Raw genomic sequence first — 23,030 nt, 5'->3', positions numbered from 1 at the left:
GGTTGCCGAGGTGAAACTCGCCTCCGGAGACACTTGTCCCCGGAGACAGTCCGTTCGAGCCTCGACACCATGACCACGGACCTTACCCGCCTGCCCCTGCGCGGCAGGGATGGCGCCTTCCACGTCGTCGTCGAGTCACCCCGCGCCTCCACGGTGAAGCTGAAGTACGAGCCGAAGCTCGGCGCCTTCACCGTCTCCCGGCCCCTGGTGCATGGACTGCGCTACCCCTTCGACTGGGGCTTCGTCCCCAGCACCGAGGCCCCCGATGGAGACCCGCTCGACGCGCTGGTGTACTGGGACCAGTCCACCTACCCCGGCGTGGTGCTCCCCTGCCGCGCACTCGGCGTGCTGAAGGTGGACCAGAAGAAGCGGCGAGGAAGTGGCCGGGAGCGCAATGACCGGTTGCTCGTTGTTCCTGTCATCGCCGCGCGCGCGGAGAACCTGACGTCCATCAAGGACCTGTCGCGCCGGGAGCGCCAGGAGCTGGAGCACTTCTTCACCGCCGCCGTCGCCTTCGCGGACAAGGACGTGCGCATCCTCGGCTGGGAAGGAGCGGAAGCGGCCGAGCGAATGGTCGGGAAGGCCGCCAGCACGTACGAGATGAAGGCCCGTCGTTAGGGAAACAGAAGCCATGCCCCGCCCTACCCCCATTCGAGGGCTCGGTCCCGACAGCCGCCTGGCCGAGGCCGCCCGCCGCCTCGTCTCCAGCCGCCTGGCCGACGTGCGCCACGAGCAGGACGGGCTCGCCGGGCAGCTCACCGAGGACGGTGTCCATGACATGCGCGTGTCCACCCGCCGCCTGCGCGCGGCGCTGAAGGTATTCCGTAGCCTGGGTGGGCTGGAGCCTCTGGAGCGTGAGGTGAAGAAGCTCCAGGACGCCTTGGGCGAGGTGCGCGACGTCCACGTGCAGGAAGCCTGGTTGAAACAGACAGCCCGGAAGGAGAAGCCGGCGAAGCGGGCCGAGTTCGAGGCCCTGCGCGCGAGCGTGGAGTCCCAGCTCGGCACGAAGGAGAAGCGGCTGAGGCGCGCGCTGAAGCGCTGGGAGGAGCGGACGGTGCCCGCGCTCCTGGACGAGGCGAAGCACCTGGAGGGCCCTGGACGCTATGGGGGCCAGCGCGTCCGCCGTCAGCTCCGCCGCCGCCTGCGCAAGGTAGAGCGACTCATGGAGGACTACATGGCCGCTCCGGACGCACTCACGGCCCACGAGCTGCGCAAGGAGGTGAAGAAGCTCCGCTACGAGGCGGAGATCTTCCGCCCTGCCCTGCGCCGGAAGATGGAGGCGCTGCTGGAGGCGCTGGTACCCCTTCAGGAATTGCTGGGCGAGCTGCATGACTCAGACGTGCGGTTGGGATTGCTCGAGGGCTTCGCCGCGGAGGGTACCGCCGCCGAACGCACCGCCGCGCGCGAGCTACAGGAGCACGTACGCGAGGAGCGGGCCGAGCGGGCCGCCCGAACGGCTCGTGAGCTGCAACGCTGGCACGCCGAGCGGCTGGCCCGCGGCCTGCGCCAGCTCTTGGATTGAGGCCCTCAGAGGCCCTCACGGCGCGGTGAGCCGCCAGAAGCCTACATCTCAAACCGGGACTCCCATGCTCCATGCAACAGGCGGCACTCCACGGGCACGGCTACCCTCACCCCCGCATGCACTCGGCGCTACCCATGCGCACCGTTTGCGCGTAGAGGAGGCGCCCCCATGGCCGCCTGCGGACTCGACTTCGGAACCAGCAACACCGCCATCGCCCTGCCGGACGGAACGGTGCTCCCCGTCTCGCCCGGTTACAGCGACCCCCGCCTCTACCGCTCCGTCATCTTCTTCCCCGAGGACGAGCGCGAGGTGTACACGGGCGCCCCAGCCATCGCCCGCTATCTCGAGGACCATACGGGCCGCTTCATCCAGTCCGTGAAGTCCTTCCTGCACAGCGCCTCCTTCCGCGCCACGCAGATTCGCGGCCGTACCTGGCTCATCGAGGACCTGGTCGCGTTGCTGCTGCGCCGGGTGCGCGAGGCCGCCGCGCCCCACACCGGCGGCGCCCCCGAGTCCGTGGTGCTCGGTCGCCCCGCCCTCTTCTCCCCGGATCCCGAGGCGGATGTGCTCGCCGAGCAGCGCCTGCGCCGCGCCGCTGAAATCGCCGGCTTCACCCATATCCAGTTCCTCATCGAGCCCATCGCCGCCGCGCTCTCGTACGAGGCACAGCTCACCCGCGACGAGCTGGTGCTGGTGGCCGACTTCGGCGCCGGCACCACGGACCTCACGCTCATGCGGCTGGGGCCCTCGCGCCGTGGCAACCCGGATCGGCGTGCGGACGTGGTGGGCTCCACCGGCGTGCGCATCGGCGGCGACCGCTTCGACGCCGAAATCATGCGCTACAAGCTGCTGCCCCGCTTCGGCGCTGGCTCCACCTATAAGGTGCGTGGCTTCAGCGACAAGCGGCTGGCCGTGCCTCAGCACGTCATGTCCAAGCTGCTCTCCTGGCACGAGATGTCCTTCATCCGCGAGAAGTCCACCCAGGAGTTGCTGGAGCTGCTGCTGGAGTCCAGCGACAAGCCCGCCGAGGCCGAGGCCCTGTATGACCTCGTCATGGACAACCTCGGCTACCGGCTCTTCCGTGCCATCGAGGCCGTCAAGGTCCAGCTCTCCTCGCAAGAGGAGGCCACGCTCGACTTCGAGGAGGCCCGCATCCACCTGCACGAGCCCATCACCCGCGCCGAGTTCGAGGAGGCCTCCGCGGCGCTGCTCGCCGAGCTGCGCCAGGTGACCGAGGGGCTGCTGGAGCGCTGCGCAGGCGCCGGCGCGGTGGATGCCGTCTTCCTCACCGGAGGCTCCTCGCAGATTCCCGCCGTGCGCCGGCTCTACACCGAGCGCTTCGGCGAGGAGCGCGTGAAGACCAAGGACGCCTTCACCTCCGTGGCCGAGGGCCTCGGACGGGCCGCGGCGTCTCTCTGAGCCCGCCGCGCCTCAGTGGTGCTGCACCCAGTCGAGGATGCGCGCCCATACCGCCGCCTTCGCGCCGTCCGCCAGGAACAGGTCCGCATGGCCATAGCCCGGCACCAGGTGGGTGGAGACGTCCGTGCTCCCCAGCAGGGAGAGGCTGTGGACACCGTGGCCGCCCGTCCCCCCCGCGGCGCCCACGTACAGCACCGGCACCTTCACCTGTCCCAGGTGGTCGTCATACGGGACGTTGGGCGCTCCGCACCACATCGCCAGGGTGTCCACCTGCTCGCCAATGCTCTGGTAGGGCGAGGTCTGCGTGAGCGTGTCGAAGAAGAAGCGCTCGTTCGTCCACGCCAGCCCAGTGGGAAGGCCCGCCTCGCTGAACGCTCCCCCGGCCCAGTGGTAGTCATCAATAATGACGACTGGCTTCTGGAAGAAGTAGGTCGCCGCGCCGAAAAGGAGCCCCACCTCCCGGTTCGTGGCCCCCGTGAGAAAGTCCGAGGGCGCCGTCGGCTTGTCGATGGCGAGCGACCCGAGGCCCTTCAGGAGCAGCCCGAGCTGACCCCCCTCGTACTGCCCCAAGGCCTGACGCTCGACGAACTCCGCATGGGTCTGACACGCCGCCTGGCGCTCCTTCGTCGCCGTGGGCGCGAAGGAGTAGGCCATGTCCACGGGGATGAAACCACTCACGTGGCGCTTGGCCTGCGGTAGCTGCGTCTCCGCATTCAGGTACGCATAGGCGACGGCCGCCCCCCGGCTCCAACCCAGCAGCACCATCCGCCCGGCTCCGTTGCCGGTGAGGGTACGCACCCCACGCGCCAGGGCCAGCCCGGTGCCAACGTCCCGGGCATGCAGACCCAGGTTCCAGTCCTTCATGAAGGAGAAGTCGGTGGTTCCGCTCGGGACGTGCACCCAGCGCAGGTCGATGCCCCACACATCCACCCCCTGCTGCGCGAGGAAGACGGCCATGGACTGACCCGGCGACACCGCCTGGCTCGCGGCGCTGGAGAGGAACGCACCCCGGAAGCCCAGGGCATCTCCATGCACCAGGAACACCGACTTCGCCGTGCGCATCGGCGACCACGGGCCCGCCTCGCGCACCACCCGGTGGAGGGTGATGACGTCGTAGGAGCCGAGCCCCACCCGCACGCGGTAGCTGTATTCGAAGACGTTCTCGAACACCTGCCGGCGCTCGACGTTCCCCAGCGTGAAGGACTCGCTGGTGACCCCGTCGCTCCACGGCTCCTCGAGGTTCTCCGTGGCCATGGACGCGCGCTCCCCCCCCTCGTCCCCGGCGCGTGCCTGCGCTCCGACACCCAGCGCACCGATACACAGCCACGCGGCCACCCTGCTCGAGATCCTCATACGGCGGTCCTTCCTCATGAAAAATCCCCCCTGTCAGGAAAACTGGTCATCCCAGCCTTTCCTGACAACCCCAATCCAAAACGAATTCAGCTGGGGATGTGGTTTTCTTTGAGGGAAGCCGCGAGGAAAGACAGCTCAACGCGTGCCGGAGAGCGCCGCGGATTCAACGACAAGGTCCGCATAGCGATTGCGGGAATCCGCCGGGACGGTGCCGTCACGGTAATAGAAGGTAAACTCGTCCCAATCGTCCGGCCGCGCATCGTTGGCGAACATCCACGGGCCGCTGGCACCCGCGCCAGTGCGCCACGCACAGCGAAACCAGCCGCGGTACATGGCGCGCCGCTCGTCCAGGGAGAAGCCCTCCTGGTTGCGCAGGGCGAACTCGCCAATGAACAAGGGTTTGCCCACGTCCCGAGCGATGGCAGCGTGCTCGAAGAACCAGTGTGCCCCCGCGCGGGCCATCTCCTCCTGCTTCACCCCGTAGGCCTCCGGGTAGAAGTGCACGCTGGCGAAGTCGATGAAGGGCGAGGCCGTATTGCGACGGAAGCTGCTGCCCCCCTCGAAGAAGGGGGAGGAGGCCGCGCTGCGCCAGAAGAGCTCGTCATAGCCCGCCAGCGAGGTGTCGAAACCCTCCTCGCCCGTGCCCACCAGGTGCCCGGGCGCGTACTGCTTCACCACCGCGGCCACCTCGTCCACCCAGGCGCGCATCGCCACGCCGTCCGTGTCCAGCCCCTTGCCGCGCGGCTCGTTGAGCAGCTCCCACGCCAGCACGGCCGGGTGCTCGCCGTAGCGCAGCCCGTCGAAGGTGTTCTCACGCGAGAGCAGCCGGGCCACGTGCGCCTTGTAGTGGTCGATGACGGCACGCTCGGTGAAGAAGCGCGGGTCCCCCTCCACGGGCGAGGGCAGCCCAGCCCACTCCACGTAGCGCCGGGCGCCACCATAGGCATCCCAGTAGTTGCCCAGCGGCAGGATGAGCTTCACGCCGTACGCGGCGGCGCGGGTGAGCACCAGGTCCAGCCCGCGCAAGGCCACCTCGTCATACTCCAGCGGCGCCACCTGCATGGCGGAGTCTCCGCGCTTGTCGGCTGCGTCGTTGTAGCCGGTGGTGCGCACAGCATGGGCTCCGAGTGCCGAGGCCTTGGCGAGCGTCTCCTCCACGACGGGCGACTCAGTGCGGCCTCGCCGCAGGTCCCTCGTGGCCTCCTCCTGGAGGTAGTAGGCGTTGAGCACCACCGCTGCGGAGGGCGCCGCGCCGAGCCGCATCGCGGGCGCCTCGGGACAGTCCGAGGCCTCCTCCTGGAGCAACTCCAGGGAGTCCTCGCCACAGGCCACCGCCGTGAGCAGCAACACCGACAAGACAGGAGCACGCATGCACGACTCGCGGCGGTCGGGCACCATGCCGGACCACTGAAGCATCACCTCCAGGCTACCCGGCACTCTGACACGACGCAGCCCTCCCGAGGCTTCTCATGTTGGCCCGTGCACGCCTTCATCGCCCCACAACCAGGCTCAGCCCTGTCGCTCGGGCAGGCCGAGCACCTGGCGCACCTCGGCCACCTGGCGCATGGCCCAGTGGCGGCGGTGGTTCTCCAGGGTGGAGAAGCTGCGCGGCTCCATCCGGTCGATGTAGAGCGTGCCGTCCAGGTGGTCTATCTCATGCTGGAGGATGCGGGCGTACCAGCCACGGGCCTGGAGGGTGATGGCCTCGCCGTTCTCGTTGAAGGCCTCCACGCGCACAGCACGCGCCCGCCGCACCAGCGCGGAGAAACCGCTGACGCTCAGGCAGCCCTCGTAGAACTCCACTGGCTCCGGCTCCTCCACCACGAGGCGCGGGTTGATGATGACGTGGAAGTCCACTGGCTTACGCTCGCGCGCGGCCAGCTCCTCGGAGGAGAGGGGCGCCTGGTACTCGGCCCTGTCCTCGATGACCGCGAGCCGCACGTCCACGCCCACCTGCGGCGCGGCCAGCCCCACCCCCGGCGCGTCCCGCATGGTCTCGCGCATGAGGGAGATGAGCTGACGCACCACGGGACTCGTCATCTCCTCGGGGGTGAGGTCTCTCGCACGCCGGCGCAACACCGGCTCTCCGGCCTGGACAATCTTCAGCACCATGGCCCATGAGGATACGCCGAGCGGAGCGCGCGAGCACACCGGGAGTGTCCCATGCCCACCCGTGGACGAAAGGTCCGCATGGCCCCCCTGGACACGCCCCGTCCGGCGTGGCTTCGTCCTACCTATGAGCGCTTCGTGGCTGTCCAGCAGGCGCCCCCTCGTGCTCGGCGCGGTGATGGGGCTCGGTGTGATGGGCGCGGTGGCGGCCTGGCAGGGGCAGGCCTCGCCGGAGCCGGTGGTCCCCCCCTGTACTCCCGGCAAGGTGGACCCCGAGCGGCTGAAGGCGCACGTGCGCACCCTGAGCGAGACCTTCCACCCGAGAGACCATCAGCACCCGGACAACCTCGAGCGCACCGCGGGCTACCTCGCCGACGCGCTCGCACGGGCGGGCGGGCGCGTGAGCTCGGAGCCGTACTCGACGGGGGGCGCGAGCTACCGCAACGTCATCGCCACCTTCGGCCCGGACAGCGAGGAGCGGCTCGTCATCGGCGCGCACTACGACGCGGCGCAAGGCGCACCCGGCGCGGACGACAACGCCAGCGGAGTGGCCGGCCTGTTGGAGCTCGCGGCGCTGCTGGGCAAGCACCCTCCCCCCATGCGGGTGGACCTCGTGGGCTATACCCTGGAAGAGCCGCCCCACTTCCGCCGGAGCACCATGGGCAGCAAGGTGCACGCACGGGGGCTGCGCGAGCAGGGCGTGAAGGTGCGCGCGATGATCTCCCTGGAGAGCATTGGCTACTTCTCCGAGGCCCCCGACAGCCAGCGCTACCCGGTGACCTCGCTGCGGCTGCGCTACCCCACGCAGGGCCACTTCATCGCCGTGGTGGGCCGCACCGACGAGCGCGCGCTGGTGGACGCCGTGCACCAGACCCTGGGTGCCACGGGCGGCCTGCTCTCCGAGTCACTCGCCGCGCCCCGTGCCCTCAAGGGTGTGGACTTCTCCGACCATGCGAGCTTCTGGGACGAGGGCTACTCCGCGGTGATGGTCACCGACACCGCCCTCTTCCGCAATCCGCACTACCACACGCCCCAGGACACCTGGGACACGCTGGACTACGAGCGCATGGCCAGGGTGGTGCAGGGCGTCCAGTGTGCCGTCGGGGCGCTCGCGGCGCCCCCGCCCGCTTCCACTGCGGCCCGCTGAACGGACGATGGGAGGGTGCTTGGCATCTTCTCCGAAATAGGCTCTTAAGCGGGCAGTCATGAGCCAGACTCTCGAGGTCCGCCCCGTGCAGCAAACGGTGGAGCTATCCGGTCCGCCGGAGGCCGTCTACACGGCGTTGATGGATGCCCAGCAGCACGCCGCCTTCACGGGGCTGGACGCGGAGATCGACGCGCGCGAGGGCGGAGCCTTCGCCACCTGCGGAGGACGCAACAGCGGCTACACGCTGGTGCTGGTGCCTGGGCGCCGAATCGTGCAGGCCTGGAGGCACCGGGACTGGCCCGAGCACCATTACTCCGTCGCCACGTTCGACCTGGCACCCATGGGAAGGGGCACGCGCCTCATCTTCACGCAGATGGGGGTGCCGGCGGACGGCTACGCGTGGCTCGACGAGGACTGGCGCACCATGTACTGGGGTCCCCTGGCGCGCTACCTCGCCATGCGGCGCCGGGGGTGAGCAGCGGCGCGAGCCTCTATCTGCTCACGGCGGCGACGACGGCCGTGAGGGTGCGGAGCGCGGCGGGGGAGAGCGTGCGCACGAGAGCCGCGAGGCGTTGCAGCTCGGGCGGTGCATCCAGGATGGGCTCGGAGGAGATGGCTTCCCGCTCCGCCGCATCGAGGCCCAAGAGCACATCCGAGGAGGCCTTCAGGGTCACGCACAGCCGGCACAGCGTGGGCAGGCTGGGGAGCATCTGCCCGCGCTCGATGCGGCCGTAGACGGCCGAGGCAATACCCACCTGCGAGGCGACCTCGGCCTGCGTGAGCCCCGAGCGCTCCCGTGCAACCAGGAGCGCACTACCCAGCACGTGCTTCAACCTGCCGTTGTCATCCATGCGAGAGGATACTACCTCAAGAAGCGGATTCCGGGCAGCAACTTCCCAGGTTGATTCGCGACCCTACATCCCCTTGGAATCCGGAGGTCGCATCACGTGCCGGTAGCCGGCTCGCAAAGCCAGAGACGCTTGGGCACATACTCGGAACATTGCCGACCTGGGCCGCAGACGTCTTCCGCGTCCGGTCCACACTCCCGTCGGCATCCGCCCAGGAAACATGTGGAACCATCGGAACATGGGTGCTTTTGGTCACAGGGGGTCACGCACTCCATGGTGGCGCTCCACACTTCCGTTCCGGGCGTGTAGCTGAGGATCTTGCATTGCTGCCCTTCGGAGCAGGGTTGCCGCTGGCAGTTCTCGCCGATGACGGCCATGCACTCGGCATCATCGGTGCCGGCCCTCATGCATTCCTGTCCTGCGGGACAATCTCCGCCCTTGCAGAACGGCTGACAGGAAGGAGCCTCCGGACCTGCCCGGCAAACGAACCCCTCGGGGCAGCTCGAAGGCACCTCCAACTGGCAGGGACGGCCGCAAGAACCACCACCGCACAGCAGCCCTCGTTCACAGGCGGCTTCCTTTTCTCTGGCATTGTCAAAACAGGGCTGCCCTTCCTTTCGAACCCCGATGAGGACACACCGGCGCACCAAAGGGCCATTTCCTGGTGCCTGCCGGGTCCGGCAGGTGAACCCCTGTTTGCATTGCAGGTCCGTCATGCACGAGCTGTCGGCACAGACGCGGTCCCCTCCAGGAGCGAGGGCCAGGCATGCCAGCGGAGGATCGCAGTCCTTCGGCTCCCGGCAGGAACGTCCGTAGGTCAGGAGTGCGCGTCTTTCATCTCCAGCGAGGATGGGAACGAGCTTCGCGCCTCGTGGGGTGCGGACCTGTGTCTGGTGCTTCTGCAACCAAGCTCCGCAATGATCGAACATGAACGGCAGCGGGAGCAGAAAGCCCACGATGACGCCCAGAATCGTACGCCGCTTCATCGGCACTTCCAGTCACACGTCTCTGGCCGATTCTCATCGTCGCATTCCCAGACCCGCCGCTTGTGACCGCGACACGGAACATCCTTTCCCGACTCCCGCCGCCGCTCGTCCTGCTGCTCCTCCATGTCCTCGGCCATCGCGTCGTCCAGGGAACCCCTCTTTCCATAGACCTCCGGACACCCCGTCCCCAGAAATCCCGTGAGCAGCGCGATACCCAGCACGAACGGCCAACGCATGAAGCGCCCTCCTTCAGTGGTGAGACGGCACCCGGAACCGGACTCGTGCTCGCAGCATAACCCAGCAGGTCATGCGTTCAGCACCACGGAGCACAGCACACCCTCTGTGACTTTACCCGGCCCTCCATCTCGTCAATCATGCGGCCCCGGACGGCGCCCCCCCGATTTGCCGTCCGTAGCACCCGTCTGGAGGCACCCGTGGCGATCCCCCCCGCTGAAGCCCAGCAACTGATCCGGCAATACAAGGACAGCGCCGCCGCCAACATCCTCCAAGGCAGGCCTGAAGAGGCACTCGCCGACTACCGCAAGGTGGTGGAGCTCACCCCCCATGACTCCGCCGCCCGCCTCAAGGTGGCCGAGCTCCTCGCTCAGCTCGGGCACCGGCAGGAGGCCGTCCGCGAGTTCCACTACCTCGCCATCCGCTACGCCGCCGAGGGCAGCACCATCCACGCCATCGCCGCCTGCAAGCTCATCCTCGCCATCGACCCGCATCACGAGGAGACCCAGGAGAACCTGGCCAGTCTGATCGCCATGCAGAGCGCCGAGGAGCGCCAGCACCCCGGTGCTCCCGAGTCCGGCACCGAGGAGAAGTCGCTGCCCCCCACGCCCCTGTTCTCCAAGCTGCCCCGGGACGTGTTCCTCGCGCTGCTCGGGCTGCTGGAGATGCGCCGCGTGCGCGGTGGCGAGCACATCATCACCGAGGGGGAGCGGGGCAGCTCCATGTTCATCCTCGTCCAGGGCACGGTGCGCGTGGTGCACGCGCCCGACAACGCCCCGCCGCGCACGCTGGCCGAGCTGACAGAGGGCTCCTTCTTCGGCGAGATGGGGCTCATCTCGGATGCCCCGCGCGTGGCCAGTGTCATCGCCACCCGGGACTGCACCCTGCTGGAGGTGACGCGGGAGATGCTCGCGCAGCTCGGCGCCCGCTTCCCCTCCTTCGAGCTGGCGGTGCAGCAGTTCTACAAGGACCGGCTGCTGGACAACCTGCTCAAGTCCAGCCCCATCTTCCGGCCGCTCCCCGAGGAGCAGAAGCGCGCCATTGCCCAGCGCTTCCAGACACGCGCCGTAGAGCCAGGCACCGTGCTGCTCCAGCAGGGCCAGCGCAGCCACGCGCTCTACCTCCTGCTGCGCGGGCGCTGCTCCGTGGTGCACCAGGATCCCGAGGGCGGTGAGCGTCCCTACCCGGACATGACCGAGGGCGCCCTCTTCGGGGAGATCTCCCTGCTGTTGGATCTGCGCATCACCGCCACCGTGCGCGCCGCCACCTCGTGCCTGCTGCTGGTGCTCGACCAGGAGACCGTCAAGGAGCGGGTGCTCCCTCACCCCGAGGTGCGCCGCGCGCTCACCCACCTCAGCCGCGAGCGGCTGGACCGGACGGCTGCCCTGCTCGCCGAGGGAGCCGAGGTCCAGGGCTCCTTCCTCATCTAGCGCGCGTAGATGGGGTTCTCCGACAGCCACGCGTCGAAGAGCGCGTCCGCGAAGGCCTTGCCGGGAATCATCGCGCCCCGGCTGCCCTCACCGGAGATGAGCAGGCCTTTGTCCGGCAGATAGGTGATGAGCAGCGAGTCGCCCTTGCGCACGCTCTTGAGCGATTGGATGAGCTGCTCCGACTGAAGCTTCATCGCTGGTGAGCGCAGCACCCGGCTGTTGGAGAGGAAGGTGCGGAAGGCCTCCGCCAGTTGCTCGCGCTTGATGCTGCGCCGGAAGTGGAGCTGGAGCTGTTTGGGGCCCTGAAAGGCGATGGCCTGCTGGGTAGAGGCCGGCTTCTGCTCCAGGTAGAGACCCCAGACGTAGAGCTCGAAGAAGAGCTTCTTCTTGAGATCTATGTGCTCCAGCAGCAGCTCCTTGCCCTGAAGCGAGATGGCATCCGGCAGGCGAACTCCCGCCATCACCTTGGCCTGCGCCGTCCCCGCCATCAGCGTCATTGCCAGCACCAGCCAGCGCACGCCCAGCAAACCCCGCCCTACCATCCCCATGGTGTCTTCCCGCTTGGGCTCCATGTCGTCGAAGGTGGTCATACCCTCTAGGGTCGGCCAGCCTGCTTATTCCTGTATTGGCAGAGAGCGCTCGCCTGCTCGCCAAGGGAGGGCCAGTTGGGGAGCGGGCGCGCCCTCCCGTCTGTCAACCCTCCGGCTTGCGCGGGCCAATTGGGCAGGTCCGGGCCACCTGCCCACCTTCACTGCATGAATCCGTTCGATGAAGACAGGCAAGGCGCGCAGGAATTCCGTCCAGAGCTCATCGACGGTGTACGCACCGCGGCCATTCCCCTGAAGAAGGAGGATTCGGACTTCGACGCACTGCTGGAGGGCATCGGCGATGCGCGCTTCGTCCTGCTGGGCGAGGCCACTCACGGCACGCACGAGTTCTACAAGGCACGTGCCGCGCTTACTCGCCGGCTCATCGTCGAGCGGGGCTTCAGCGCCGTAGCGGTGGAGGCGGACTGGCCGGACGCGCTGCGGCTCAACCAGTACGTGCATGGCGAGGGCTCGGACGCGGATGCGAGGCAGGCGCTCGACAACTTCCAGCGCTTCCCCCGGTGGATGTGGCGCAACCAGGAGATGCTGGAGCTGATGGAGTGGCTGCGCGCGCACAACGCCGCGCGGGGAAAGGACTCGCCCCTCGTGGGCTTCTTCGGGCTGGACCTCTACAGCCTGCACTCCTCCATGCGCGAGGTGATTCGCTACCTGGAGCCGAGGGACCCCGCGGCGGCGGCACGGGCCCGGCACCGCTACGCATGCTTCGACCGCTACGGCACGGACCCGCAGGCCTACGGCCATGCCACGGCCTATGGCTTCGCCGACACGTGCGAGGCCGAGGTCGTCGAGCAGCTGCTGGACCTGCGCCAGCGCAAGGTGATGGATGGGGCTCGCGAGGAAGATGCGCTCTTCTACGCGGAGCAGAACGCCCAGCTCGCACGTGACGCGGAGACCTACTACCGCACCATGTACGCGGGGCGCGACGAGTCCTGGAACCTGCGCGACACGCACATGGCGGACACCACGGATGCCCTGGCCGAGTACCTCGGGCGCCGCTACGGCAATCCGGCGCGCCTGGTCATCTGGGCGCACAACTCGCACCTGGGGGACGCGCGCGCCACGCAGATGGGGGACCAGGGAGAGCTGAACCTGGGCCAGCTCCTGCGAGAGCGCCATGGCCGGGAGACGTACAACGTCGGCTTCACCACGCACTCGGGCAGCGTCATCGCCGCGCGGCAGTGGGACATGCCGGGGTTGAGGCGGCGGGTGCGGCCGGCGATGCGAGGCAGCTACGAGGCGCTCTTCCACGAGGTGGGCCTCCCCGGCTTCCTGCTGAGGATGGAGGACCTGGGCGAGGCGGGCTCGGGTCTGCGCGAGCGGCGGCTGGAGCGGGCCATTGGCGTCATCTACGCGCCCCACAGCGAGCGCTACAGCCATTACTTCTACGCGGACCTGCCGGCACAGTTCGACGCGGTGCTTCACTATGACCGCACCAGCGCCCTGCAGCCCCTGGATCGCGACGCCGGCCACGAGGAGGAGGATGCCGCGGATACCTGGCCTTTCGGTATGTGAGCGAAGACGCTGCGGTGCGGAGGCTCTCGGGCTATAGGAGGCAACCGTGATTCTCGAGAGCTTCCAGGTGGGTGAGGGGCAGCGGCCCACGGTGCTGCTGCATGGTTTCCTCGGCACGGGGCGCAACCTGCGCTCGCTGGCCACTGCGTGGAGCGAGGTGGACAAGAGCCGCCGCTTCCTCCTCGTGGATTTGACGGGGCACGGCACCTCGCCGCGGCTGCCGCCCGGGGCCACGCTGTCCACGGTGGCCGGGGACGTGCTGGAGACGGCGCGCGCGGCCGGGCTTCATGGACCGCTGGACCTGGTGGGGCACTCGCTGGGAGGGCGTGTGTCGCTCGCCGCCAGCCTTCGCTCCCCCGCCGACGTGGCCAGCGTGACGCTGCTGGACATCTCCCCCAACCCCATTCCCTCCAGCCTGTCGGAGAGCGGCAAGGTGTTGGAGATCCTCCGGGCCGCGCCTCCCAGTGCGCCGGATCGCAGGACGATGCGCGCGGAGTTGATGGGGCGCGGGCTGTCCGGACCGCTGTCGGACTGGCTCCTCATGAACCTCGAGTCGGCGCCGGACGGCACGGTGCGCTGGCGCTTCGACCGCGAGTCGCTCGCCGAGTTCCACGGGCGGGTGAACGGCGAGGACCTGTGGGCCGCGCTGGCACGCCCGGGCGCGAAGGTGCGCTGCATCCGTGGCGGCCGGGCCCACTACGTCTCTGACTCGGACCTGGCGCGGATGGAGGCCCTGGGCTGCCCGGTGGCCACGCTCCCGAACGCGGGCCACTTCGTCCACGTGGACGCCCCGGACGCGCTGCTGCGGTGGCTCACCTCGGAAACCTGAACATGGAAGCCTGAACATGGAACGCACCACCCTCTTCATCTTGCTGGCGGTCCTCGCGGACGGCCTCGCGGGATTGACGGGGGGGCTCCTCTCCGAGCGCTGGCTGAAGCGTCACCTGTCGGCCCTGGTTGCCTTCGCGGCCGGGGCACTGATTGGCGCGGTGTTCCTGGAAATCCTCCCCGAGGCCGTCGAAGCCGCGGGAACAGGCGCCTTCCGCTGGGCACTCGCCAGCTTCCTGGCCCTTACCTTCGTCGAGTGGTTCCTCGGGCCCCATCACCATGACCACTCGGCCCATGCCCCGGGCCATCCCCACCATCACGACGGGCTCACGAGCGCCCCCTCCACCGTGGTGCCGTCACTGCTGGCGGCGGACGCGCTGCACAACCTCGGAGACGGGGCAGCGGTGGCGGCGGCCTTCCTCGCCTCACCTGAGGCCGGCCTCGCCGCTGCCCTGGCCGTGATTGCCCACGAGCTTCCGCAGGAGGTGGGGGATTACGCGCTGCTGCGTGCCGCGGGGCTGTCGCGCGTGCGCGCCCTGCTGGCACTCGGGGCCGTGCAGCTCACCGCATTGGCCGGGGCCGGGGCGGTGCTGCTGGGCTCGCAGTGGATGGATGGACTGGAGGGCATCATCTTGGCGCTCGCCAGCGGCACCTTCCTCTACATCGGCGCCACGGACTTGCTGCCAGAGTTGCGCCGCATCCAGACTCCGGGCGCCGCACGCGGTCGCCTGCTCGGCTTCCTCCTGGGGCTGGCGCTCGTGGCCACCGTGGGTGTGATCGAGCGGCATGTCCTCGGCGCACACGGCTGACGTCACTTCCGGGAAATGCCCCCTCCATCTTCCGTGGCAGCCCTCTCGGACTGCATTGGACCCGACAGGAGGAACACCATGGAAGCCGCACCCGTCCACACCATCCCGGAGACCCGCACCGAGCCGGTCGCGCCCAACATGTTCGAGCTGTTGGGCCGGGGGGTCGCCATCCACTTTTCGACGACCAGCTTCACCGGCGAGGCCCGGTTCCAGTACCAGGACTCCTGCCGGGAGGTGAATGCGAGCGGAGATGAGATTCGTCAGGAGGAGACGGAGCTCGGGACGCTGGTCACCATCACGCTCGAGCCGGATGCCGATGCAGGCTCGCTCCTGTTCACCGTGGTGATTCCAAGGGCCCGCGTCGATGGCCCGGAGCGCGAGGTGCGCATCGAGACGCATGGATTCCTCACCCGCAGCCGGTTCGCTCGGCTCCCCACCGACGCCCAGCTACAGACGTACATCGCCGTTCCGCTCCGGGGCCGCGCCTCCATCGTCGACTTCTGACCGGAGGGCAGCCGGCAAGGCAAGGGCTCGTCTGGATGCCCATCGCCGGACAGGGGCCGCATGGCAACGGTTACAGCCATGCAGCTCGGGTCCAGGCGCATGCTCGGTGAAATCCTGATGGAGCTAGGGCTCATCGACCGAGCCCAGCTCCGGCTCGGTCTGGTGCACCACCATGAGACCCGTGTTCCGCTCGGACGAGCGCTGGTGCGCGAGGGGCTGTGCACCGAGGCCGACATCCTGCGCGCCCTCTCGCTGCAGCTCGGCCTGGACGCCATCGACCTGGATCGCGAACGGTTGGATCCCAAGCTCACTCGGCTGGTGCCCAAGCGCATTGCCCAGAAGTACCGGGTGGTGCCGCTGAGGCTCGAGAAGGGGGAGCGCGTGGTGCTGCACATCGCCATGCCTGCCCCCGCTTCGCTCGAGGCGCTGGACGCGGTGCGCGCGGTCTCCGGTAAGCCCCGCGTCGAGCCCCACCTCGCGTCGGACACAGCCCTGAACCATGCGCTCGCCGCGCTCTATGGCCTCCAGGAGGACATTACCGAGCCGGCCCTCGAGGCCAACGGCTCCCAGGGGCCGGACGCGCCCCTGTTGCTCTACGCGTGGCCCCCCGTCACCGCCACCCTCATCTCGCGGGCGCTCGCGAGACACGGCCTGCGGACCAAGGTCGCCTCTCCGCTGGAGGTCATGCACTCGACCTCCTCGGACATCGTGTTCGCGCCGGTGCAGGCCATGGAGGGACTGCTGGCCGGAGAGGCGCGAATCTCCGGCGCCCTCATCCTCTCCGGGACCTCCACGGACGAGGAGCTCGAGCGCGCCCACCAGATTGGAGCGAGGGGCTACGTCTCCAATCCGCTCGATGGCGAGCTGCTGCTGCGCGCCATCCGCCGGCTGCGAGCCTCGGTCGGCGACACGTCGCAGCCCCACTCGGGCCCGAACGGCTGAGCCGTCACCGAGCCGCCTCGGAGGTGTGACCATGAAGGCGTTCACCCGATTCCACGAGCGGCACCCGGTTGTGACAGCTATGGCCGGGGCGGCTGCGCTCACCTGGCTCTTCCAGCGGCTGCGCGCCCAGCTCTTCCCAGTCATCCTCCCGGAGCCAACGGGGCCCTATGACGTCGGCCGTGCCGCCTTCGACTGGGTGGACCCGCAGCGCGAGGAACCCTACGCCCGCCGAGGGAACCGGCTGCGAGAGCTGTCCGCCTGGCTCTGGTATCCCGCCGAGCCCGAGCGTGGGGCGAAGCCCGGCTCCTACCTGCCCGCGGGATGGCGCCTCACCAGTCTCTTCTGGCGCTTCCAGGCCTCGCGGGTGCGGGCCCACGCCATACCGGGAGCGCCCGTGGCTCGGCCCCGCCAACGCCATCCCGTGCTCGTCTTCTCGCCGGCCGGGTTCCCACCGCTCTACTACTCATCCCTCTTCGAGGAGCTGGCCAGCCACGGCTACATCGTCGCCGCGGTGAGCCACACCTACGAGGCACTCCCCCTCTCGGCCTTCGCGGATGGTCGGCTGCGGCTGTTCCGGCCAGCAAGCGTGGGAGGCGCCCTGAAGGCCTCACACGCCTCGCACGACGAGGACGTGCACGCCCGGGCCGAGGTCGTCCGCGTGAAGGCCGAGGACCTGCGCTCCCTTATCAACGAGCTGGAGCGACTGGACGCCGGCTCCGGTCTGCTCGCTGGGCGGATGGACCTGGAGCGACTCGGCGCCTTCGGTCACTCCATGGGTGGCAACGCGGCGGTGGAGCTCTGCGCGCGCGATGAGCGGTGCCGTGCCGCAGCCAACCTGGATGGAGGCGTGTGGAGCACCGTCGGCCAGGAAGGCCTGCCCAAGCCGCTGCTGGAGCTGTTCGCCGAGCACCCGGAGTACGTCCAGTCCTGCGCCAGGTCGGTGGACCAGAAGGTCTTCACGTCCGTCGAGTACTGCGAGGCGAACCGCGAGTTCGCGGTGGACGGTTGGCAACGGTTGTATGCGCGGGCCTTGCCCGGCTACAGCGTCCAGATTCTCGGCGCGGGTCATGCGAGCTTCACGGACTGCGGTCTGCTCCCGCTGAAGCGGGGCTCGTTCGCGAAGCAAGCCCTGGGCACCATCGAGGGCCGCCGGATGTGGCGCGTGCTGAGCGACTACCTGCGGGCCTTCTTCGACCGGCACCTGCAGGGCGCGCCGGCCCCTCTGTTGGATGGAGTCTCCCCCTTCTACCCCGAGGCAGTCCTCGCCCCACCGGCGTCGCTCTTCCCACCCTCTCCGGGAAGCTGACCCCGCCGTGACGCCCCGTGCTTCGAGCCCCCACTGCAGGCACGACTACCGAGCCCGTGCTGGCATCCGGTAGAGTCCTCGCACGTGATGATTCCGTTCCGTACGAAGGGGAAGATGAATCCGAAACCGGCCCTGGCCAGTGGACTGCTCGCGATGGCCTTGCTCGGGGGCTGCCCGAACCCGAGCCGTTCGCAGCTCCGTGAGCAGCCCGTCCAACCTGCCACCCCGGCGCTGAAGACCGCCTCGGCACCGCTGTCGTCCGCTCCGGCGCCCAAGCAACCCGTGACCGAGGGGCGCCTCATCGACTCCGGATTGATCATCGAGACGTTCGCGACAAGGTTCGGCGCGAAGGATCTCAAGCAGATTCCATCGGAGGTCATCGACGTCGGCATCTTCCGGTACGTCCCCTACTTCTCGTACGAGACGTCCCGGGGCGAGCTCAACATCTACGGGGACCCCCAACACCCCGCGGGCGTGGAGATCGGTATCTACGCGGGCAAGACCAGCACCAAGCAGGAGCTGCGGAACCTGATGGCCGGACTTCTCCAGCAAGCCGCCGACCGAGAGCTGGTCCACGGCCTGTCGCTCGATGAAGACAAGCTGGAGCGCGCCGGCCTCACGTTCGAGGTCACTCCCCCCACCGCGAATGACGGCTTCGGCGGGTGGTGGATCTCCATCTACGACGCGGCCGCCATCGACAGGGCCCGTGCCTCCGATGCCGAGATGAAGACAATCGCCGTGGAAGCTCCCGAGCCAAAGCAAGACACGCCAGTGGAGACAAAAAAGCCCCCGCGCAAAGGCAAGGAGACAGGCGCGTCCGATCGCGTCTACATCCAGGACTACTCCCGGGAGGACGGGGCCTACGTCCGTCCCCCGCTCTAGAGGCTCCCGGATTCCCGCCGCTCGCCCGAGTGCCCTGGAGCCGTGCCTTGTCCAGGTCCCTGGAGGTGACGACCGTTCAAGGAGCGGCCCGGTGCGCTCAGGCCGCGGGAGGCCGCCCATGATCCATCTCCGCACACTGCAAGTATTCCTGTGGTCGCTCTTCTTCACGCCAGCGCTGGCGCTCGCCCAGTCGGGTGAGCCCATCGAGCCCTATGAGGTCTACGACTCCACCCGCTGGGGTCTGGGCTGGCTCTGGCTGGCGGTGCTCGCCGTCATCCTCGTCGCGCTGGTGGCCTGGGGTTTGTCTCGGGACAGGACGCATCAAGGTCCGCCCTTGACGCATTGATGCCGAGGAGAGAGCGGCGGGAGAGGGCAACCTCCCAAACGGGCCGGAGCGCCGTGGCGACCGCGGTCACCACCTCTGCCAAGGCCTCCGGACGTCCCTCTGGCTGGCTGCTCCGATAGCGCGCCCACTTCTCGTTGCTCCATGGGCTCCGGCCGAACTCACCCGCCATCAACCGCTCCATCAGCTCCAACGAATCCCCGCGCGATTCGAACGCCAGCCGCAGCGCCCGTGGCAGCAACGCAGCATCCAGCGGCGCGTGCCGGGTGAGCAGGTACACGTCGAAGAGGTCCTTGGGACGGAAGCGGCCCTTTCCCCGCTCGAACAGGCCGTGCATCTTCCAGCCGAGCAGCGTCTCCGGCCGGCACGCGAGCACCCGCGCCGCGGTTGCCTCTCCGACCTCGTACTCCGTCCACGCGGGCCCCGGGTCCATGGGGTCTCCGAAGCCCGTGTCGATGCGCAGTTCGAAGCGCCCATCTACGCCCGGCAGTCGCGTCTCCACGAAGACACGCACGCCTGGAAACGCCGTCTCCGCCCAGATGACCTCGGACCGCAGTGCGCCAAAGGAGAAGCCATCCTCCACCCCAACACGGAGGACAGACTCCAACCGCTTCACGGTGTCCGCCGCGTCGAAAGGGAACCGAGCGAGGAAGTCCAGGTCCTCCACCGGCCGTGGCACCGGGCCGCTCCACAGCCGCATCATCAGCCCGCCGCGAAGGACCAGAGACTCCAACTCCGAGGATCGCGCGAGGCGGCGCAACACCGCCGCCCCCGCGCGAAGCGGCAACTCATGGACACTCACGTCGCCGCTCCCAGCCAGCCCCGGTCCAGCCCGTGGTTGGAGTCGTACACCGTCCACTCCCGCAGCCGCTGCGTCAGCGTCAGCCCCGTTCCCGCCAGGTCCTCCAGCAGCGCCGTGAAGCGAGCGTCCGCGTTCGCACGGCCCAGACCATACACCCGGAGCGTGACGAAGCGCTCGGACGCACCGTCCTCCCGCACCTTCCGCGCGTTGCGAGACAGGTGCGCGCCATGTTTCTCACAGCGGGCCCGTAGCGCGTCCACCTCCGTGTCCCCCGAGGGCAGCAGCACCTTCACGTGGAACTCGAAGTAGTTCGCGGGCTGGGCTCGTGCCGTCGCGTCGTCCTCGGGAATGTCCCGGTTCTTGCCCAGGGCCTCCAGCTTCAGGCGCGTCACGTCGAAGCCCTCCGCCGCCAGGGAGCGAGCCATGGCCTGCACTTCCTCGAGCGCCTGGCGGAGCGTGCCGTGATGGTACGAGGCCGTCATGGGCTGGAAGGGCTCCGCGCCTCGACCCAGCTCGATGAAGATGCACTTCACCGAGGCCGCGTCGCAGAACGCGCGGAACCGCCGCAAGTCCTCCTCGGAGCGCGCGGAGACAGTGAGGTGCGCCTCGAAGGCACCCCCTTGGCCCTCGGCTTTGGACGGGTTCCCGTTGACGACGATCGCGCGAGCCACGGCGGCACCTCCCTACGGCGGCGGCGCCTCGGGGCGCCAGTTCCACACGGCGGCCCGCCCCGTGTTCTCCGGCAGGAGGCTGCCATCCACCTTCTCCGGCCGTACATACTTGGCGAGGAACTCCACCCTGACAGCAGAGCCCTCTCGCCGCTCCACCCGCCAGACGGCCCCCTCCACCGGCTCCATGGCCCCATGGAAGCCACCCCCCTGGAGCCGCTCCATCGCCGCTTCGATTCCCAGCGGCCCTCCCTCGTGGATCAGCCCTGGCGTCACGAAGCCGCCCGCTCGGACGCGCTCGGTGACGGAATGCCACGGTAACCGCTCACCGTCCCGCATCAGGTCGAAGGCGACGAAGGGCTCATGCGGCAGCACGTAGCGGGTGCCGTGCGCGAGGGCCAGCCACTCGCCCACCAGCCGCTCTCCTGGCTGGAGCACGGCCAGGAAACGCTCCGTGTGCACGGCGACCCAGGCCGCCCAGAGCCGGCGGGACTCATTGGGAGACCGGGCCGCCAGACGACCCTCGCGGCCCAGGGCAAGCACCGCGTCCCCCACGCGCGCCGCGGCCACGCACGAGCCATCGAGCTTCTCCAGCACCACGATGTGCTCTCTCGCGTCACGGACTCGCTCGGTGCAGATGCGCGCCAGCGCGGGGGACAGGTGGCGATCCGCAGGCCCGGTGCGTGAGCCCGGGAGATGGGGAATCGAGCCATAGGCCTTGCGGCCCAGCGGACGGAAATCCGGTTCGGGAAGGGGTTCCACCGGTATGAAAGTAGCACCGATGCCGGGCCGTCCCCTGGAGCTCCTCTCCCCTGGGTAGATGGCGGACACCTCCGCTTCACGCTCGACGCGCTGCCGCCCGGCCGCTACGTGCTGAGCCTGACTGCAATCGCGCACGTGGGCGTGGAGGCCTGTGAGGGCTTCACTGCTTGCGAAGCCCCCATCTACCTCTACGACACCAACACCCTCTCGACGACCGTCGTCATCGAGTAGGGCGACCCCTCAATTCCGGGTCAGGCTGAAATCGTCCACCTGCATCCAGGTGTCGCTGGTAGCCCAGAGTCCCGCGAACAGCTCGACGCTGTGGTTCGCGCCGGAGTTGAACTGGACCGTCACCTGGGTGTACCCGGCCAACGTTGGTGCCACGGGTGAGGCTGACGTCATCGAGCTGTACCCAGGTGTCCCCATTGTCCGCCCACATGCCGCTGTAGACCTCGAGCACGGAGTGAGGCCCTGAGTTGAAGGACACGGTGAGCTGCGTGTAGCCCGTCGAGGCACCGAACGGCGTCTCACCCACGATGGGGCCGTTGTTCACGCCCCTCGCGCCGAAATAGCCCGCCGTGTTGTTGGCGGAGGTGCGCACCCAGCCCCGCAGCGTGTAGTCGGTATAGGGCTGGACGGCCACGCTCTGCCTGAGGGCATTCCAGCCGCTGCTGGCGCGCACGTAGCCCGCGTCCTGGCCCGTCCGCGCGGTGCCCAGATTGCGGTCGATGCCTCCGCTGCCCTGCACGTACCAGGGCGCCATCACGGCCGTGGCCGCCTGTGTCTCGAAGCCGGGCTCGGAGAGGAGGTTGTCGCCGAACGTGTCGCTCGTCAGCGTCGCCCTCATCAGGAAGGTGTTGTAGGGCGTCCACTGGGACATGACGAAGTACAGGTCGGTTCCGCTGGTGGCCCAGGGATGGATGAACGCGTTGTAGAGACCAGGATGCTGCGTCCCGCTCGCGAGCACCTTCTCGCCGCTCCACGGCCCCGCCGGCGTCGGGGCGTCCCGCATCACCACCGCCTGACGGTTCTCGTTCAGATAGGTCATGAGGAACCGGCCGAAATAGGTGTTGTAGGCCACTGAAAGCTCGCCCGCGCCCCCCATCGTCACGGGCACGGCCACGGCCTGGGAGGATGACCAGCCATTGCCATCCCAGTACCGGTAGTCATTGATGTTCAGCAGCGCGTTCTCGGGGACTCGGGCCAGGTACACGTTCCCGAAGCGGCCATTCGGCGTCGCGTACATGTAGACGAAACCACCGTTCTTCACGAAGGCCCCCACCTGGAAGTTGTTCGTCCAGGTGCTGGTGTTCTGCCACCTCGCGCTCGGGTGTTTGATCCAGTTCTGCCCGTTGTCGTCCGAGTACGCGATTCCGGCGTAGTTCGTGTACCACTTGCCCGGATCGCCCCAGTTGTTCACGGACATGTAGTGGATGTAATGCCGCGAGCCCACGGTGACGCCCGCCGTCGGGATGACGGTGATCTCATCGAAGTTGATCTTCTTCGAGTACAGGAGCTCCTTGGCGTGCCGTGAGGAGTCCTGGATCATCGTGGAGAAGGACAGGCCGTCCGTCAGGGTCCTGTCGGAGGACCTCGCGAGCACGTTGCTGCGCCATCCCCCTCCGCACCCGCCATTGCCACACCAGCCATTGCCGAAGGTGTCGCCAAACAGGATGAAGATCTCTCCGCCCCCCTTGTCCCACATGATTCCGAGGTCCGTGCCCATCACCTCGTAATTCGTATGGGTTTGATTGGGATTGGGGAGGCTCTCTCCCGCGGGCGTGGCTCCCGTCACCCGTGAAACCTTGGTCACATTCGTCGGCGCGACCGCTTCGGCTGGCCCCGCGTAAACGGCGGCCCGCAGGGCCAGCGCGAAGACATACGACTTCCTCATCCACCCGTGATTCATCTTCCGTCAACCTCCGTGCTTCGTGACCCAGACTTGAACGAGAAAAACCCGCAGCACGTTCTTAGTGTTTAAAACGCGCTTCTCATTATCTGGGGAGCACGGAGCGG

25 protein-coding genes are annotated in these 23,030 nt (G+C 68.4%); 15 read left to right on the top strand and 10 right to left on the bottom strand.

What is annotated here, in order from left to right:
* Nucleotides 1–69 precede the first annotated feature (69 nt).
* From OV287_RS06635 to OV287_RS06625, 3 genes are all read left to right on the top strand, one after another.
* On the top strand, nt 70–618 hold the full coding sequence (locus OV287_RS06635; RefSeq protein ID WP_267533137.1) for an inorganic diphosphatase: 549 nt from the start codon (nt 70–72) through the stop codon (nt 616–618).
* Between the two features lie 13 nt (nt 619–631).
* Nucleotides 632–1,522, top strand: a complete 891-nt coding sequence (locus tag OV287_RS06630) for a CHAD domain-containing protein (RefSeq protein ID WP_267533136.1) — start codon at nt 632–634, stop codon at nt 1,520–1,522.
* Nucleotides 1,523–1,690: 168 nt separating this feature from the next.
* Entirely contained in the window at nt 1,691–2,941 is a 1,251-nt protein-coding gene (locus OV287_RS06625) for an Hsp70 family protein (protein ID WP_267533135.1), read from the top strand.
* Between the two features lie 12 nt (nt 2,942–2,953).
* Here OV287_RS06625 and OV287_RS06620 read toward each other — a convergent pair whose 3' ends face one another.
* From OV287_RS06620 to def, 3 genes are all read right to left on the bottom strand, one after another.
* Nucleotides 2,954–4,294, bottom strand: coding sequence for an alpha/beta fold hydrolase (locus tag OV287_RS06620; protein WP_267533134.1), 1,341 nt, complete (start codon nt 4,292–4,294; stop codon nt 2,954–2,956).
* A 135-nt stretch (nt 4,295–4,429) separates the two neighbouring features.
* On the bottom strand, nt 4,430–5,710 hold the full coding sequence (locus tag OV287_RS06615) for a cellulase family glycosylhydrolase (protein ID WP_267533133.1): 1,281 nt from the start codon (nt 5,708–5,710) through the stop codon (nt 4,430–4,432).
* Nucleotides 5,711–5,803: 93 nt separating this feature from the next.
* Complete coding sequence (gene def / locus OV287_RS06610) at nt 5,804–6,406, bottom strand: peptide deformylase (protein WP_267533132.1); 603 nt, start codon at nt 6,404–6,406, stop codon at nt 5,804–5,806.
* A gap of 124 nt (nt 6,407–6,530) precedes the next feature.
* Here def and OV287_RS06605 point away from each other — a divergent pair, with 124 nt between their 5' ends.
* Both OV287_RS06605 and OV287_RS06600 read left to right on the top strand, forming a co-directional pair.
* On the top strand, nt 6,531–7,550 hold the full coding sequence (locus OV287_RS06605) for a M28 family peptidase (protein WP_267533131.1): 1,020 nt from the start codon (nt 6,531–6,533) through the stop codon (nt 7,548–7,550).
* 58 nt (nt 7,551–7,608) lie between these two features.
* On the top strand, nt 7,609–8,025 hold the full coding sequence (locus OV287_RS06600; RefSeq protein ID WP_267533130.1) for an SRPBCC domain-containing protein: 417 nt from the start codon (nt 7,609–7,611) through the stop codon (nt 8,023–8,025).
* Nucleotides 8,026–8,041: 16 nt separating this feature from the next.
* Here OV287_RS06600 and OV287_RS06595 read toward each other — a convergent pair whose 3' ends face one another.
* Both OV287_RS06595 and OV287_RS06590 read right to left on the bottom strand, forming a co-directional pair.
* The gene (locus tag OV287_RS06595) at nt 8,042–8,401 is read right to left on the bottom strand and encodes a helix-turn-helix transcriptional regulator (protein WP_267533129.1); all 360 of its coding nucleotides are present in this window, start codon (nt 8,399–8,401) and stop codon (nt 8,042–8,044) included.
* Nucleotides 8,402–9,380: 979 nt separating this feature from the next.
* Nucleotides 9,381–9,620, bottom strand: coding sequence for a hypothetical protein (locus OV287_RS06590; RefSeq protein WP_267533128.1), 240 nt, complete (start codon nt 9,618–9,620; stop codon nt 9,381–9,383).
* A 198-nt stretch (nt 9,621–9,818) separates the two neighbouring features.
* On the opposite strand from OV287_RS06590, the gene OV287_RS06585 reads away from it, so the two are divergent.
* Entirely contained in the window at nt 9,819–11,048 is a 1,230-nt protein-coding gene (locus tag OV287_RS06585) for a cyclic nucleotide-binding domain-containing protein (RefSeq protein WP_267533127.1), read from the top strand.
* On the opposite strand, the gene OV287_RS06580 is transcribed toward OV287_RS06585, so the two are convergent.
* Nucleotides 11,045–11,638: a chalcone isomerase family protein gene (locus tag OV287_RS06580; protein ID WP_267533126.1), complete on the bottom strand. Its 594-nt coding sequence runs from the start codon at nt 11,636–11,638 to the stop codon at nt 11,045–11,047. The two genes, OV287_RS06585 and OV287_RS06580, sit on opposite strands and share 4 nt — an antisense overlap.
* Nucleotides 11,639–11,803: 165 nt before the next feature.
* Here OV287_RS06580 and OV287_RS06575 point away from each other — a divergent pair, with 165 nt between their 5' ends.
* The 8 genes from OV287_RS06575 (at nt 11,804) to OV287_RS06540 (ending at nt 18,785) form a co-directional block, all read left to right on the top strand.
* Nucleotides 11,804–13,168, top strand: a complete 1,365-nt coding sequence (locus tag OV287_RS06575; protein WP_267533125.1) for an erythromycin esterase family protein — start codon at nt 11,804–11,806, stop codon at nt 13,166–13,168.
* A gap of 46 nt (nt 13,169–13,214) precedes the next feature.
* Entirely contained in the window at nt 13,215–13,997 is a 783-nt protein-coding gene (locus OV287_RS06570; RefSeq protein ID WP_267533124.1) for an alpha/beta fold hydrolase, read from the top strand.
* Nucleotides 13,998–14,013: 16 nt separating this feature from the next.
* On the top strand, nt 14,014–14,805 hold the full coding sequence (locus OV287_RS06565) for a ZIP family metal transporter (RefSeq protein WP_267533123.1): 792 nt from the start codon (nt 14,014–14,016) through the stop codon (nt 14,803–14,805).
* A 78-nt stretch (nt 14,806–14,883) separates the two neighbouring features.
* On the top strand, nt 14,884–15,309 hold the full coding sequence (locus OV287_RS06560; RefSeq protein ID WP_267533122.1) for a hypothetical protein: 426 nt from the start codon (nt 14,884–14,886) through the stop codon (nt 15,307–15,309).
* Between the two features lie 60 nt (nt 15,310–15,369).
* On the top strand, nt 15,370–16,251 hold the full coding sequence (locus OV287_RS06555; protein WP_444546328.1) for a GspE/PulE/PilB domain-containing protein: 882 nt from the start codon (nt 15,370–15,372) through the stop codon (nt 16,249–16,251).
* Nucleotides 16,252–16,282: 31 nt separating this feature from the next.
* Nucleotides 16,283–17,557, top strand: coding sequence for an alpha/beta hydrolase family protein (locus OV287_RS06550; protein WP_267533121.1), 1,275 nt, complete (start codon nt 16,283–16,285; stop codon nt 17,555–17,557).
* A gap of 114 nt (nt 17,558–17,671) precedes the next feature.
* Nucleotides 17,672–18,439, top strand: coding sequence for a hypothetical protein (locus tag OV287_RS06545; protein WP_267533120.1), 768 nt, complete (start codon nt 17,672–17,674; stop codon nt 18,437–18,439).
* A 118-nt stretch (nt 18,440–18,557) separates the two neighbouring features.
* Complete coding sequence (locus OV287_RS06540; protein ID WP_267533119.1) at nt 18,558–18,785, top strand: hypothetical protein; 228 nt, start codon at nt 18,558–18,560, stop codon at nt 18,783–18,785.
* On the opposite strand, the gene OV287_RS06535 is transcribed toward OV287_RS06540, so the two are convergent.
* From OV287_RS06535 to OV287_RS06525, 3 genes are read right to left on the bottom strand one after another with little or no spacing between them, the layout of a single operon-like run.
* Nucleotides 18,712–19,584, bottom strand: a complete 873-nt coding sequence (locus tag OV287_RS06535) for a nucleotidyl transferase AbiEii/AbiGii toxin family protein (protein ID WP_267533118.1) — start codon at nt 19,582–19,584, stop codon at nt 18,712–18,714. The genes OV287_RS06540 and OV287_RS06535 overlap by 74 nt on opposite strands.
* A complete protein-coding gene (locus OV287_RS06530) occupies nt 19,581–20,255 on the bottom strand; it encodes a hypothetical protein (protein ID WP_267533117.1) in 675 nt (224 codons plus the stop codon). Before OV287_RS06530 ends, OV287_RS06535 begins: the two co-directional genes overlap by 4 nt.
* Before the next feature lie 12 nt (nt 20,256–20,267).
* Nucleotides 20,268–21,014 (bottom strand): RNA ligase family protein, encoded by a 747-nt coding sequence (locus OV287_RS06525; protein ID WP_267533116.1) that lies wholly within the window; start codon nt 21,012–21,014, stop codon nt 20,268–20,270.
* Nucleotides 21,015–21,122: 108 nt separating this feature from the next.
* On the opposite strand from OV287_RS06525, the gene OV287_RS06520 reads away from it, so the two are divergent.
* Nucleotides 21,123–21,245, top strand: a complete 123-nt coding sequence (locus OV287_RS06520) for a hypothetical protein (RefSeq protein ID WP_267533115.1) — start codon at nt 21,123–21,125, stop codon at nt 21,243–21,245.
* Here the strand turns inward: OV287_RS06520 and OV287_RS06515 are convergent.
* Nucleotides 21,235–22,908, bottom strand: coding sequence for a glycoside hydrolase family 183 protein (locus OV287_RS06515; protein ID WP_267533114.1), 1,674 nt, complete (start codon nt 22,906–22,908; stop codon nt 21,235–21,237). The genes OV287_RS06520 and OV287_RS06515 overlap by 11 nt on opposite strands.
* Nucleotides 22,909–23,030: the final 122 nt, after the last annotated feature.

The sequence above is a fragment of the Archangium lansingense genome (assembly GCF_026626635.1).
In the GTDB taxonomy this organism is placed as follows: domain Bacteria; phylum Myxococcota; class Myxococcia; order Myxococcales; family Myxococcaceae; genus Archangium; species Archangium lansingense.
This window is presented reverse-complemented; position numbering and strand designations above follow the sequence as displayed.

What these genes read in the sequence shown, in the direction of transcription:
- OV287_RS06635 (WP_267533137.1), top strand. Translation starts at nt 70, where the DNA reads ATGACCACGGACCTTACCCGCCTGCCCCTGCGCGGCAGGGATGGCGCC.
- OV287_RS06630 (WP_267533136.1), top strand. Translation starts at nt 632, where the DNA reads ATGCCCCGCCCTACCCCCATTCGAGGGCTCGGTCCCGACAGCCGCCTG.
- OV287_RS06625 (WP_267533135.1), top strand. Translation starts at nt 1,691, where the DNA reads ATGGCCGCCTGCGGACTCGACTTCGGAACCAGCAACACCGCCATCGCC.
- OV287_RS06620 (WP_267533134.1), bottom strand. Translation starts at nt 4,294, where the DNA reads ATGAGGATCTCGAGCAGGGTGGCCGCGTGGCTGTGTATCGGTGCGCTG.
- OV287_RS06615 (WP_267533133.1), bottom strand. Translation starts at nt 5,710, where the DNA reads ATGCTTCAGTGGTCCGGCATGGTGCCCGACCGCCGCGAGTCGTGCATG.
- def (WP_267533132.1), bottom strand. Translation starts at nt 6,406, where the DNA reads ATGGTGCTGAAGATTGTCCAGGCCGGAGAGCCGGTGTTGCGCCGGCGT.
- OV287_RS06605 (WP_267533131.1), top strand. Translation starts at nt 6,531, where the DNA reads ATGAGCGCTTCGTGGCTGTCCAGCAGGCGCCCCCTCGTGCTCGGCGCG.
- OV287_RS06600 (WP_267533130.1), top strand. Translation starts at nt 7,609, where the DNA reads ATGAGCCAGACTCTCGAGGTCCGCCCCGTGCAGCAAACGGTGGAGCTA.
- OV287_RS06595 (WP_267533129.1), bottom strand. Translation starts at nt 8,401, where the DNA reads ATGGATGACAACGGCAGGTTGAAGCACGTGCTGGGTAGTGCGCTCCTG.
- OV287_RS06590 (WP_267533128.1), bottom strand. Translation starts at nt 9,620, where the DNA reads ATGCGTTGGCCGTTCGTGCTGGGTATCGCGCTGCTCACGGGATTTCTG.
- OV287_RS06580 (WP_267533126.1), bottom strand. Translation starts at nt 11,638, where the DNA reads ATGACCACCTTCGACGACATGGAGCCCAAGCGGGAAGACACCATGGGG.
- OV287_RS06575 (WP_267533125.1), top strand. Translation starts at nt 11,804, where the DNA reads ATGAATCCGTTCGATGAAGACAGGCAAGGCGCGCAGGAATTCCGTCCA.
- OV287_RS06565 (WP_267533123.1), top strand. Translation starts at nt 14,014, where the DNA reads ATGGAACGCACCACCCTCTTCATCTTGCTGGCGGTCCTCGCGGACGGC.
- OV287_RS06560 (WP_267533122.1), top strand. Translation starts at nt 14,884, where the DNA reads ATGGAAGCCGCACCCGTCCACACCATCCCGGAGACCCGCACCGAGCCG.
- OV287_RS06555 (WP_444546328.1), top strand. Translation starts at nt 15,370, where the DNA reads ATGGCAACGGTTACAGCCATGCAGCTCGGGTCCAGGCGCATGCTCGGT.
- OV287_RS06550 (WP_267533121.1), top strand. Translation starts at nt 16,283, where the DNA reads ATGAAGGCGTTCACCCGATTCCACGAGCGGCACCCGGTTGTGACAGCT.
- OV287_RS06545 (WP_267533120.1), top strand. Translation starts at nt 17,672, where the DNA reads ATGAATCCGAAACCGGCCCTGGCCAGTGGACTGCTCGCGATGGCCTTG.
- OV287_RS06540 (WP_267533119.1), top strand. Translation starts at nt 18,558, where the DNA reads ATGATCCATCTCCGCACACTGCAAGTATTCCTGTGGTCGCTCTTCTTC.
- OV287_RS06515 (WP_267533114.1), bottom strand. Translation starts at nt 22,908, where the DNA reads ATGAGGAAGTCGTATGTCTTCGCGCTGGCCCTGCGGGCCGCCGTTTAC.